Raw genomic sequence first — 13,115 nt, forward strand, 5'->3', positions numbered from 1 at the left:
ATACATCACAGCCAGCAAGGGAATGAAAACAATGACACCTGCGATGGCAAATTTCCCGGAAAACCGTAGTCTTCGAAACAGCGCAGATACGGGTGCAAACAAACTGTCCATGCATGGCGCCCCCTACTCTCTCTCTTTTTCTGGCACGTCCCTTTTGCTTTTCCGGCTTATTTTCCTGTCAAGTACTGGTGTCGCCCCTTAGCCACTGACACTTAGCCACTGACAATCGCTAACAATTAAGTTTCTTTTCGACAGTCATTTGGTAAACCCTGCTATACCAGGAGTTAATATTGTATGTTTTTATTCAAAATTTAATAAAGAATTAACGTAATTTTGCTCATATTGTGCTCTTGCATGCAATCACAATGTTTGCTGTTATCGCACTCCCATCAATGGATATGTTTAGGAGTGCAGAGAAAGAAGCCGCAGATTTTTTCAACAAGTGAACGATTTCAATACATCTTCTAAAAAATAAGCAGTCGAACGATGTGACTGACGGGAGGGGTTAAAAAAAGGCCGCATTCAAGAGGGCTCTCTGAATGCGGCCTTAATGATTACACCATGATTTTACAAATGTTATTCGAGAAGGCGACGGGGTCGTCGACAGGCAGTCCTTCGATCAGCAACGCCTGGTTGTACAGCAGATCGGTGTAGAGATTAAACTTCTCTTTGTCCTGTTGCCGCGCCTCTTTCAAAGCCTGGAAGACGGCGTGGTTGACGTTGATCTCCAGCACCTTGTCCGCCTTGATGTCCGGGTTGTTCGGCATGGTTTTGAGGATCTTCTCCATCTCGATGGTCAGGTCGCCTTCATTGGAGAGGCAGACGGGATGCTGCTTCAACCGCTTGGATGCTTTCACCGCTTTGACTTTGTCGGCCAGGAGGGTTTTCATCTCGGTGAAGAGATCCTGGTTCTCTTGCTTGTCCGCTTCGGAAGCATCTTTGTTTTCTTCCGGTTCGATGCCCAGGTCGCCACTGGAGACGGACTTGAATTCCTTCTCTTTATATGTCCGCAGCATGCGGATGGCGAACTCGTCCACATCGTCGGTGAAGTAAAGGATCTCATAGCCTTTGTCGGCGACCAGTTCGGTCTGGGGCAGTTTGTCGATGCGCTCGATGGAGTCGCCGGCGGCGTAGTAGATGAACTTCTGCTCTTCAGGCATGCGGGAGACGTACTCGGCCAGGGTGACCAGTTTCTTCTCTTTCGACGAGTAGAAGAGCAGCAGGTCTTGCAGCACATCCTTGTGGGCGCCGAAGTCGCTGTAGAGGCCGTATTTCAACTGCTTGCCGAAGGCGTTGAAGAACTCGACGTACTGGTCGCGGTCGTTTTTCAGGAGGTCTTCCAGTTCGCTCTTGATCTTCGACTTGATGTTTTTGGCGATCAACTTGAGTTGCCGGTCGTGCTGCAACAACTCGCGAGAGATGTTCAGCGACAGGTCTTCCGAGTCGACCATGCCCTTGACGAAGCTGAAGTAATCAGGCAGCAGGTCTGCGCACTTGTTCATAATCAGGACGCCGTTGGCGTAGAGTTCCAGGCCCTTCTCGTACTCTTTAGTGTAGAAGTCAAAGGGCATCTTCTCGGGGATGAACAGGACGGCCTTGTAGCTGATGTTCCCTTCGACGTTGATGTGGATGTAGCGGATGGGCTTGTCGAAGCCGAAGTGCTTTTCGGCGTAGAAGTTTTCGTAGTCTTCCTTGGTCAGTTCGCTCTTGTTCTTCTTCCAGAGGGGCACCATGCTGTTGAGGGTCTGTTCTTCCGTGTACTGCTCGTACTCCTCTTCGCTGCCCTCTTTCAGGCGAGACTTGGTCACTTCCATCTTGATGGGGTAACGGATGAAGTCGGAGTACTTCTTGATGATCGACTTGATGCGATACTCGTCCAGGAATTCGTCATAGTTCTCGTCGTCGGTGTTCGCTTTGATTTTGAGGATGACCTCGGTGCCGACGGTGTCTTTCGCACAAGGCTCGATGGTGTAGCCTTCCGCGCCTTTTGATTCCCACTTGTAGGCTTCGTCGCTGCCCAGGGCTCGGCTGATCACGGTGACCACATCGGAGACCATGAAGGCCGAGTAAAAGCCGACGCCGAACTGGCCGATGATGTCGAAGCCGTCTTTCAGCTCGTTTTCCTTCTTGAAGGCGAAGGATCCGCTCTTGGCGATGACGCCCAGGTTCTCTTCCATCTCGGCCTGGGTCATGCCGATGCCGGTGTCGGCGATCTTCAAGATCCGGTTGGGCTTGTCCGCTTCGACTCGAATGAAGTAATCGTCTTTGTTGAAGTTGAGCGATTCGTCGGTCAGGGCCTTGTAGTAAATCTTATCGATGGCGTCACTAGCATTGGAGATCAATTCTCTGAGGAAAATCTCCTTATGGGTGTAGATGGAGTTGACCATCAGATCGAGCAGTCGTTTGGATTCCGCTTGGAACTGTTTCACTGTCATCGTAGATCCTCCCCCAGTTGATCAGTATGTGTTTCGCACGGAAGCGGTTAGCACTCTCGATTACCGAGTGCTAACCGCTATATATTATTTACCAAATGAAAGGAGGAATGTCAATCGTTCTGAGCGTCGACTGTTTCCCTCTCGGAATGAGCCTCCGTTTTACGAGCTTGCTTCTCAACTGCACGAGCTATCAACGGGGCAAATTGACGCAAACAGTCAAGGTCTCCGTTTCTTTGATACAATTGGTACCAGGCACGTCGTTGGCGAATCACCCGTTCATCGTCGCGCAAATGAAGCCGTTTTACGGTGTATTCTGCTATCTCCCGTTTCTCTTCTGGGACGGAATCAGAGACAACGAGTTGCAGCGAGGGAAGAAGCACTTCAAACCAATCTTCGCCGACCTCGAAGGGGTCGAGAATATCTCCATCCACCGTCCGCTTGCTACTGTTCAGCCAGCCCGCTGCAAACCGATAATTGCTCCACTCATATGTAAGGTCCGGTCGATTCTTATAACTGAGAAAGTGATCGACCGTTCCAACCGGCTCATACATGGCCGAGTAGGCGCATAACTGCCCGAATCCGTCTGCAAGTTGGGATTTGAATGGGGTCCAGAAATCTCTCGGGCGTTCAGCTTGGGGATGCGCTTCAAGCCAAGCCTGACCCCTAATGCGGCATCTTTCGTCAAAATCGTGTGGTTCGGGTACAGGATCAAAGTGTATCATCAGGCTTTGCCCCCGTTACGCCTTCCCACCGTAACGACCCAGCGGGGCCAGAAGGGATCATGACCTGCGAGAACTCGTTCCAATTCCTGTTGGATACTCTCTGCGTCCTTTAACCCTTCCGGCAAGTTCGCCCTGTCTCCCCGCATCCATGCCTCAGCGGCTTCGATAGCCCGTTCCGCTTCTGCCGAGCGCGCCTGTTCCAGACCAAAGACTTCCGAAACCAGCCAGTTGGTTACATCCCCCTGCTTTGCCCATGGCTGTGGATTCAATTCAACCTTCCCATCAACAGCCTTGAGGTGATAGAGCACATCGCGTTCCTCGTCAAATATCGGTTCCAGCGAAGCCAACACCATCGGAGAATGGGTCGCGATGAGTAACTGGATCTGGGCAGCTTGTTTATCTTGGAGTTGCCCCACCGCCTGCAACAGCGCCGGAACAATGCGGCGCTGCCAACCGGGATGGAGGTGGGTTTCCGGTTCATCGATCAACACCGTCAACCGGCTTTCGGGCTCGCGGAACAAGAGCTTGGCCGTTTGTCGATGCTCATGCCAAACCCAAACCAACAGGTACGCCAACGCCAGAACTCGGCGCAAACCGGCGGAAGCCAGCACCACGGGGACCTCTTCTTGACCAAACTGAAGGGTTGGTCGATCAAAACCCTCCCCCAGAAAAACCCGCTTTGGCCTTCCGGGACGCAACAATTCTCCAGGCGGCGACAGTTTTTCAAGAACCGCTTGCAACATTTCAAACTGCGGTTCCATCCCCTTTTGCCAACTCACCCAGTCCCGTTCCAGTCCCTCACAAACGCTTACGTCACCAATCTTCAGACCATCCCAAATCTGGCGGTTGTCGAAACGATAGGACGCGGGACGGTCAGGACTCTCCTTGCGCCAGTAATTCCGCGCCGGATCCCAGACAGAATACCCACCATCGATGCGAAGGTAAATGACGATGCCGGGAATGGCGGGACGGACCGCTCGGACAGGCCATTCCTGCGCGTCCGGTCGGAAGAGCGACTTGACGGGGGTCGCATCTCCCGTTTTACCTCGGATCTGATATTCGATGATTCCGCGCTTCTCGCCAAGCGGCAAAGCCGGCGTGTCGGCCCATGTGCGTGTCAATGCCCACCAAGCCACATCTAGTAGAAAAGTCTTTCCCAGTCCGTTATCACCGGTGATGACGTTTACTCGTTCAGAGAACTCGATGCGCATTTTCGGCGATGGGCCAACATCTCGCAGATCGATCCAACGTAGCATCCGGCATTCTCCCTTATTCCCCAATTCAATGAGTCTGCGCTTTATTATTCACCGCTTTGACGGATACATCTCTCCAATGCGCGCATAATTCTTTCGATTGTGCTGAGGCGTTTCCCTGCTAATCATGCATACTCACAGTACCGTTTTCTGTTCGTCCCATGCTTATTGTCTTACATCAATACAATTCAAATTTGCGCGTCAACAAAACCTAGCGCACCTACGGGCGGATTCAGCTTAGATAGATAATTAAAAAGGGAGGGGCACTTCGCTCCCTCCTTCCCTTACCCAAGTAGTTTAATGCCGCTTCCCACACAATTATTTTCGGTCTTCTTTCGTAAAACCTCTTTCAACAGTTCCAAGGCACTTTCTTCATTTGGGTTATTTGTGCCTAGTTCTCCACGGAAAGCGCGAGCAAGAATTGACTTTTTCATAAGTTCTATGTTTTCGACTACATCACAGAGTTCTTTTGCCTTCTGCTCGATTTCAAGCACCTCGTCTAAAATACGAACAATCTCTTTTTGTTCCGATATTGGTGGACATAATATCTTCAATTCCCCAAGTTCTTTTTGATTTATCTTGGGTAAGACCGATCTTGAACCAGCTGAAGATGCGGCTAATACGAAATCATCAGACAGCATATAATACCATAAGTATCTAGTGTTAAGTTGTGTTTCAATCGGGTACATATCTGCACTACAAAGTCCATCAAAATCAACCACAACAGCCTTAGATAAATATGGTCGTATTTTAGAATACAAAATTTGTCCAGCATAAAACCGATGTTTTGGACTGGTTACCCCGTCTTGTTCAATAGTGTTATAAGCAAGCAATCTACCCGTTCTTTTTTCTATATTATCAGGCGCAATGTGAGGAAGATCTTTATTTTCCATAGGGTCAACTAAATTACTTTTTACCGTAGCAATCTCTTTAAATGGCCTAACTCTCCAATCGCTTTTATAATCTACGCCGTTCTCCACTCGCCATTTTGCCGTCAGTTCACCCGTAATAGCCTTATGCAAAATAGCTGATTTTCTAGTTTCAAAAGAATCAAGTGCATTCTGTACAAGTTCTTTTACTCTGTCTAGTTTTTCAAAAAGTGATTCTATTAGAATTACTATTCGTCGTTGTTCAGAAATCGGAGGAAGCGGAATTGCATGTTGCTTTATTATTTCCTGCGAAATATTGGGTTGTGCTCCACCTTTACCTTTTTCGATAAATTGTTCTTTTTGCGACAGAAGATAGTAGAATAAATATTTATAATCCAAACAACTGAGGCATACTGCACATGCACATGCCTGATTTGTCGTTGCCTCAACTCCAAGAATTGCAACCTTACCTATTGTAGCCCCGTACATAGCTATGACTACAGTATTAACAGGAAATAATTTAGCGCTAGAATTTTTTATTGCCTGTTCAGTAATTTTTTCTTCTGTATCAAAAATTATATTATTATTTAATTCCCCCGTCTTTATCCACGGAATATTTCCAGTATAATATTCGGGAAATTTTCTGGATGGAGTACCCCCAGATCCCCACTTTGCAACGCTCCCTAACCTTACCCACACCCAATTACTCGGCACATCAAATGGCTTGTCCTCGCTTATTACCAATGACTGCAATAACAATTCTTCATTCGGTAACTTTATTTTCTTACCCATTACTTAGTACCACCCAGGCTTTTTAGCTCTTTTACAACACTCATTATCAAATCAATAGCTTCTTCGAGTTGATCAACCACTACTTCTCCGTTCTCTATAGGATCTTGTAAATCGTCATAATTTAATACACTTTCATCTTTAATTAAACCTAAATCCAAGCTGTCGTTCTTCTCTTTTATTTGATCCCTAGTGAACATAGAGAAACGCTCATCATTGACGTCCCTTCTGTCCTCTGCCGTGTACGCAGCCATAAAGGCGTTGAAATGGTCATGTTTCAGGGGCGTCGTCTTCCCAAAACTCTGCATATTCGTCCGCAGATCATAAAACCATACTTCTTTAGTATTGCCTTTATCCGTTGTGCCGAGAGTGAAGAAAAGCACATTGGTTTTGACACCCTGCGCATAGAAAATTCCTGTGGGCAACCTCAAAATCGTGTGCAGATTACACTTATCCATCAAGTCGGCGCGGATTCTCGCCCCATCACCATCGGCAAAAAGCACGTTATCAGGTAAGATTACTGCCGCCCTAGCCTTGCCGTTCGGTTTAAGAGAACGGTAGATATGTTGCAAGAAGTTCAGTTGTTTGTTAGAGGTGGGATAGACAAAGTCATCACGGGTGGCGCGCTCGCCGCCCTTTTTCGTGCCGAACGGGGGGTTGGTCAGGACCACGTCATACCCTTTGAGCTTCTTCCCTGCGTTTGAAAGCGTGTCGCCTAAGAGAATTTCGCCTTCGATATCATGAAGCATCGCATTCATGAGCGCAAGTCTATGGGTGTCATGGACGAGTTCGCAACCGGTAAAGGCAAACTTCTTCTGAAACTCTTGTTGTTCAGGCGTCAGATCAAAGAGGTTATCCGTCTTTTCCTTAATGTAACGATCCGCAGCGATCATGAAGCCGAAGGTCCCGCAAGCGGGGTCGTTGCACAGTTCGTCCGGCTTCGGATCCACGAGTTGCACCATGATATCGATCAGCACGCGAGGTGTAAAATACTGCCCGGCCCCTGATTTTTTCTCGTTGGCGTTTTTCTCTAAAAGCCCCTCGTAAAGGGTGCCGAGACCTTCTACCTTCGCGGAATACCAATCGAGATCATTGATCGATTGGATGATCTTCTGGAGGTTTTTCGGTTCGTCGATATTCGAACGGGCGCCGGAATAGATTTCTCTGATTCTTCCGCTGGAATTCTCCCCAAGGTGATTTAACAACTCGTAATAGAACTTCTTTAATTCGATCCCTTGCTTTTTTACAAGTTCATCCCAGCGGTACTTCTCCGGAATCTGTCCCTCTGTGTCCGTCTCCTTCGCCATCTTCAAAAACAAGATGTAGGTGAGCTCTGTCACATACTGGTGATAGGTAATGCCGTCATCGCGGAGCACATTGCATAAGTTCCACAGTTTCGCTACGATTTCTTGGTTCGTCAAGGTTACGCACTCCAGTCTTCATAGAGGTAGTCATTCAGTTCTGCGATGATATCGTCCAATTTGTTTTTGAATATCTTGTTGATCGTCTTGTAGCCGCCGTTGGACTTGAACGCGCCTCCATCGAAGGTCGCTTTGTCGATGACGCTCTCATGCAGCAAGTGGTTTTCTATCCTGCGCAGCCAGTCCAGTTCCATTTTGCTGAAGGGGTGATTCTTCCTCAACTTGTTGACGGCTTTTTTAATCCGTTCTTCGTGACTGATGAGAGGCGAGCCGATGGCCTGCTGGCGGATGAAGGTGATAATGTCTGCGGCGATATCCTCGTTCTTCAACTCTTTCCAAGCCGTGTTTAACTGTACCTCAGTGAACTTGTTCCGGTCAAGTTCAAGTTTGAGGCGCTTCAAGGCGTCCCGCGTCAGTTCCTTCGGTCTCGTGCAGACGATTTTCAGGGCTGCTATCTTATCCATGTTGTCATGGATAAAGCGCTTGAACTCGGCCAGGTAATCCTCCGGCTTTTCTGCGTTCCCGTAGCCCCGCGTGTGCCAAACCAATTCGTCTTTTTTATCGGAAATGACCACAGGCTCCGCCGGCCTGCCGCTGCCTTCATTGAGCAGTTCGAACAACCGTTTATTCCTGAGAATCTGGTCTTTTGCCTTTTCGACAGGCAATGACTGCAACGATTCAATGAATTGTGCCGGATTTTTCCCTCCGGCGAGGTCGATGAAGTGTTCCAGTGTTTTACCGCTGATCGTTCGTTTCTTTCTCTGCAACTTGGCGATGATCATGTCGATCTGGTTCTTCTGTTGTTCTTCCGCCGGAAGTGTTGCAAGTCCCTGGATGAGATCCTCAAACGTCGTTGTAGGGTTCGCAACAACTGGTTTCATTGTGCTGACAGGGTCTAACGATTCGTATACGCCGACGGGATCGAAGATCTCAAAATGGGTCTTGTTGATTTCCGGGCAGAGGCGAGTCGCCCGTCCGAGCATTTGCTCAAAGAGGATTCTCGATTTCACCCTGCGCATAAAGACGAGTGTCGTGATCTCGGGAACATCCACGCCGGTCGTCAGCAAGTCCACGGTGACGGCGATGTTCGGGTACTTTTCATTCTTAAATTTTTTGATCGCTTCCGCGATTTTCTTTTTGTTGCCCTTATCGACCGATCCGGTGATTTTCTTGACCGCCTCATTGTCTACACCATACTCCTCGAAAATCTCCCGCAAGATTTTGACGATGAGGTCGGCGTGGCTGTCATCGACGGCAAAGATCAGGGTCTTCCCTTCGCCCTCCGGGTTGATGTGCTTGACGATTTCCTCCAACACCGTTCGATTGAAGGACTCTGTGATGACCTTGCGGTTAAAGCTGTCGATATCAAAGTTCAGTTCATCTTCCAATTCATAGCTGTTGGTGATTTCTCCCGTGACGGGGTCGTAAATCGCCACCGTTTCACCTTTGTCGTAGTGGATCCCCTCGATGGACAGCTTCGTCTTCAGGTTGTGCGGGGCGTTATGATCGACCAAGTATCCTTCGATGACGGCTTCCCGATAGGAGTAGTTAAAGACAGGCTTGCCGAAGATCTCAACGGTGTGCAGGGCCGGCGTCGCCGTCATAGCGATTTTTACCGCGTCGAAGTAGTCGATGACGGTTCTGTATTTGCTCACATAGTCGTCCTGGTTCCGATAGAGAAGTTCGTCTTCTCCCATCTCTTTATCGAGGATGTAGCCCCGGTGCGCTTCGTCGATGACGATGAGATCATAATCGGTGACGGCAGGCATGCTTTCGCCTTCATTGTACATGATCCGCTTGATCAGGCTTTGCACGGTGGCGACGTGCAGCTTCGTCTCTTTGTCGATGTCTTTATCGTCCAGTTCTTTGATATTGTAAATCTCATTGAGCGTCATGAGATCTTCCAGCTTGACTTCCTTGAAGACGTCTTGCGTCTGTTCCCCGAGTGCGGTGCGATCAACTAAAAACAATATCCGGTTAATGCGTTTCGCCGAGAGCAGACGGTAAATTAATCCGAGTATCGTGCGCGTTTTGCCTGTGCCTGTGGCCATGGAGATGAGAATGGCCTGTTCACCTTTGATGACCGCCCGCTCCGCCGCCTGAATCGCTTCGATCTGATAGGATCGCAAGTTAAGGCCGCCTTTGTCCGTTAAGAGATCATAGCCGGTCTCTTTCAATGCTTGTTCTGCTTTGTCAATATCCCGTTCCAGCAGTTCCACAAGCCCCAGCGGGCTGACCCACCCCTGCTGCGCCTTCGGAATGTTGGTCGGCTTTCGGGCGTCCAAAAACCATATCCCCGACTTGGTTTCAAGCTGTTTCAGATACTTCCGGCCATTTGTCGCAAAGAGAAAGGGGACCTGGTATTCGCCCCACTTGCCAGCGAGGTATCCCGCGTGCTCCGCTTTGATCTGCTTCGCATAGTCCTTGCATTGGTAATCAATCACAGACGGTATGTCCGTGTATTGACGTTTCGCTTCGATGATGCCCACCAGTTTGGTCCCCACAAACAAAGCGTAATCGGCATAGCCGCCCTTTCCGGTGGCCGAATCGGTCGGCCACTCGGCAATCGCCATGTTCCTGCCCTTTTGTGGTCTTGTCCCTTTTGAGTAGCGAAGATGAATGGTGTCGACTTCCCAGCCCACTTTTCGCAGTTGTTCATCGATAAGGTAGCGCGTTTCTTTTTCCGATAGGTTGATTTGGTCAGCGAAATTGTTGGCTCTTTTTTTTCTATCGGCTCTGGGTACAGCAGCTTGGCTTTCGGAAGCGGTTTGCATCACAAATGTCAATTGCTTGATCTTCTCTTCCTGGGCTTCGATGATCGAGCGGTAATCTTTATCTGCACTCGTTTTTCTCGGCATGACAAAGGCAGAGGGTTCAAAGTCCCAGTCCCCATAGGTTTGCATGAACCAAATGCCCAGTTTATGAGCGAATTCAAGGAGCACTTTCGCCCGCTCTATAGAGTCGTAGCCTTCATGGACGGCATCGTTTCGCGATTTTCGGATCGAATGGAGGATTTCATCGATGTCTCTCGGAATAAGCCCTTCCCTTTTCAACAGTTTGATCCGATTGGCATGGGTGTTGTCTTCTTGCGGCTCAGGGATATTGTCTGAAGCCAGCATGAGTCGAACGATGGACTCGGCGAATAAGCCCAACTTGATGAGACAGGAGTTGGCGTCTGTATACAGATATTTTTCTGCCGTGCTGCCGAGAGATGATAGTAAGGGCCACTTCTCTTCAAGAAAGGTGAAGTTTGATTTCACGTTGACCAACTCCCTCTCGGCATCGTCTTGCATTTCAAAAATATTACAATTTATCGATTTGGTTTTAGTTTATTCGTCTTTAATTCCAATCAAATTTTACAGTAATTTGCTTTTTAGGTCAAATCGAAGCATTCTTTTGTCACCCATTACTACAAAACGGGACAAAAAATGCAGTTGCGACTTCCGCTCAAAACAGCAGAAAGTCGCAACCGCCATCCGATATGCCTATCCTGGCTATCTAGGTAATCCTGACTTTTAATAGGGCAAAACATCGCCTATCCGCGCCACATTCGGCGCGTCCAGCCCGGCGAAGGCGTTGCGCGTATCCAGAATCAGCGTTCCAGATGCGACGATCCCGGGCAGGTCGTAACGGGAATGCGCCGTGAGCAAAACGAGCAGATCGTAATCACCAAGCTCGGCATCATTGACTTCCGCCTGAACGTTCACCTGCTGACCATCAGCGTCGAACATGACAGCACAGTAGGGATCGTTCACGGTCAGCGCAGCGCCTTTTTCCCGCAGCAACTCGTAGACTTCGATGCTGGGGGATTCGCGCAAGTCGTCTACATCCGGCTTATAGGCCATACCAAGCAAGAGGATACGCGAACCGTTGATACACTTTTTCTTTGTATTCAGGAGTTCGGAGATTTTGTGGACCACATAGCGGGGCATGTTGCGGTTTATATCCTGCGAAACCTCAATGAATCGGCTGAAAAAGTTCTCCCCTTTCGCCTTCCAAGACAGGTACATGGGATCCAGCGGGATACAGTGGCCTCCGATGCCCGGTCCCGGATAAAAGGGCATGAAACCGAAAGGTTTGCTTGAAGCAGCTTCGATGACCTCCCAGATGTTGACGCCGATGGCGTCGCACATCAAGGCCATTTCGTTGATAAAGGCAATATTGACGCTTCGAAAGGTATTCTCCAGGAGTTTGGACATCTCTGCCACTTTGGGATTGGAAACGAGAACGGTGCGGTCTGTAATCGTTCGATAAAGGGCGTCGGCCAGTTCGAGGCATTTGGCGGTAACGCCTCCGATCACCTTTGGCGTGTTGCGAATCCCGTACTTTTTGTTGCCGGGGTCAACCCGCTCGGGCGAGTAGCACAGGTGATAGTCGATGCCGGCATGCCAGCCCTTTTCCGCCAGCCCCTTGCCGATCCGTTCCTCCGTCGTGCCCGGGTAGGTGGTGCTCTCCAGTACAACAAGGGCGCCTCTCCGAAGATGTTTTTTTAATTCGGACAACACGGCTTCAATATAAGACAGATCCGGTTCATGGTTCTTGTTTAGCGGCGTTGGCACGCATATGCAAACGGCGTCGAGGTCACGAATCGACGAGGAATCCGTCGTTGCGCGGAAATGACCATTCTTGACAACGGCGCCCACCATCGTATGACCAACGTCGATGATGTAGGAAGACCCGGCGTTCAGCGCATCCACCTTGTCTGGACAGAGGTCGATGCCAGTGACCTGGAAACCGCTTTCCGCAAAAGCTATCGCCAGCGGAAGGCCCACATACCCCAATCCAATGACGCCGACTCTCGCTTCCCTGGATGCGATTTTCTCATGGAGATTCAATTTTTATCACCTCACGGGACCTTTCGCTAAACCATCTTTTAGCATTTCTTCAGTACTATGGATAATTTCTAAAGAAATCCGCGTTTTCCTCTCTATCCAAACTGGTTCTGCAAAAAAGGATGCAAAAAGCAAACCCCACCTTGTTGCCAAGGTGGGGCCTCGTACTAAGCATAGCGCCGTCAATTCCAGTTTTGCTCCAAAAGCTTTGGGTTGAGCGATCGCTTTACTCCCACTCAATCGTCCCCGGCGGCTTCGACGTGATGTCGTAGACCACCCGGTTAACCCCCTTGACCTCGTGAGAGCCTTGATTTTATTGAGTTTTTTTTCCGTAGTCTTTGATTTCTCTTTATTTGAGGTCTTAGACTTCCCGATCTCACTATTAAAATCTTAGCAGACAATTGGCTAATATACAATATAAGGTTATCGTTTATTCTTTTGATAGTTAATGTAAGGTTAATTTTTGCTTTACGCTTCGTCAATCAACACCATATCCCCCTGCCACCCTGTAGTTATGCTGTTAATCAATCTGTTGAAGTCTCTCCACCATCTGTAAGATACTCCCCCTATTGCTGATCTCTATATATAGGGATAGGGGGTGTATTTTCATTGTACCCATCAATTACATTGTGATCCATTTTAGATCCGTAATATGGTTGAAGATATATGGTGTGTGGAAGAAACAGCCCTGGCACATTAATCTAGGTGCAAGTTTTTCTGCCGTGTTTATTGTCCCCCCCCTGCCCTTTGCCAGAGACAATCTTATTCCGTCGATCAGATGCCGAGCAATACAA

General features: G+C 48.8%; 7 protein-coding genes and 1 pseudogene. All 8 read right to left on the minus strand.

The genetic code is table 11. The features are described 5' to 3' along the window. Window positions 1-554: 554 nt before the first annotated feature. Complete coding sequence (htpG, locus tag GTO91_RS17070) at window positions 555-2,435, minus strand: molecular chaperone HtpG (RefSeq protein ID WP_161259931.1); 1,881 nt, start codon at window positions 2,433-2,435, stop codon at window positions 555-557. Window positions 2,436-2,545: 110 nt separating this feature from the next. Beyond that, entirely contained in the window at window positions 2,546-3,157 is a 612-nt protein-coding gene (locus tag GTO91_RS17075) for a hypothetical protein (RefSeq protein ID WP_161259932.1), read from the minus strand. After that, window positions 3,157-4,413, minus strand: a complete 1,257-nt coding sequence (locus tag GTO91_RS17080) for an AAA family ATPase (RefSeq protein WP_161259933.1) — start codon at window positions 4,411-4,413, stop codon at window positions 3,157-3,159. The genes GTO91_RS17075 and GTO91_RS17080 overlap by 1 nt, the downstream gene beginning before the upstream one ends. A gap of 281 nt (window positions 4,414-4,694) precedes the next feature. Then, entirely contained in the window at window positions 4,695-6,071 is a 1,377-nt protein-coding gene (locus GTO91_RS17085) for a restriction endonuclease subunit S (protein ID WP_161259934.1), read from the minus strand. Then, on the minus strand, window positions 6,071-7,489 hold the full coding sequence (locus tag GTO91_RS17090) for a class I SAM-dependent DNA methyltransferase (RefSeq protein ID WP_161259935.1): 1,419 nt from the start codon (window positions 7,487-7,489) through the stop codon (window positions 6,071-6,073). The genes GTO91_RS17085 and GTO91_RS17090 overlap by 1 nt, the downstream gene beginning before the upstream one ends. 2 nt (window positions 7,490-7,491) lie before the next feature. Beyond that, on the minus strand, window positions 7,492-10,749 hold the full coding sequence (hsdR, locus tag GTO91_RS17095; RefSeq protein ID WP_161259936.1) for a type I restriction-modification system endonuclease: 3,258 nt from the start codon (window positions 10,747-10,749) through the stop codon (window positions 7,492-7,494). Window positions 10,750-11,004: 255 nt separating this feature from the next. After that, window positions 11,005-12,324, minus strand: a complete 1,320-nt coding sequence (locus tag GTO91_RS17100) for a nucleotide sugar dehydrogenase (protein WP_161259937.1) — start codon at window positions 12,322-12,324, stop codon at window positions 11,005-11,007. Window positions 12,325-12,547: 223 nt separating this feature from the next. Beyond that, window positions 12,548-12,622: pseudogene (locus tag GTO91_RS18825) on the minus strand (GMP synthase (glutamine-hydrolyzing)); the annotation flags it as partial. Window positions 12,623-13,115: the final 493 nt, after the last annotated feature.

Source organism: Heliomicrobium undosum (assembly GCF_009877425.1).
Taxonomy (GTDB): Bacteria; Bacillota; Desulfitobacteriia; order Heliobacteriales; family Heliobacteriaceae; genus Heliomicrobium; species Heliomicrobium undosum.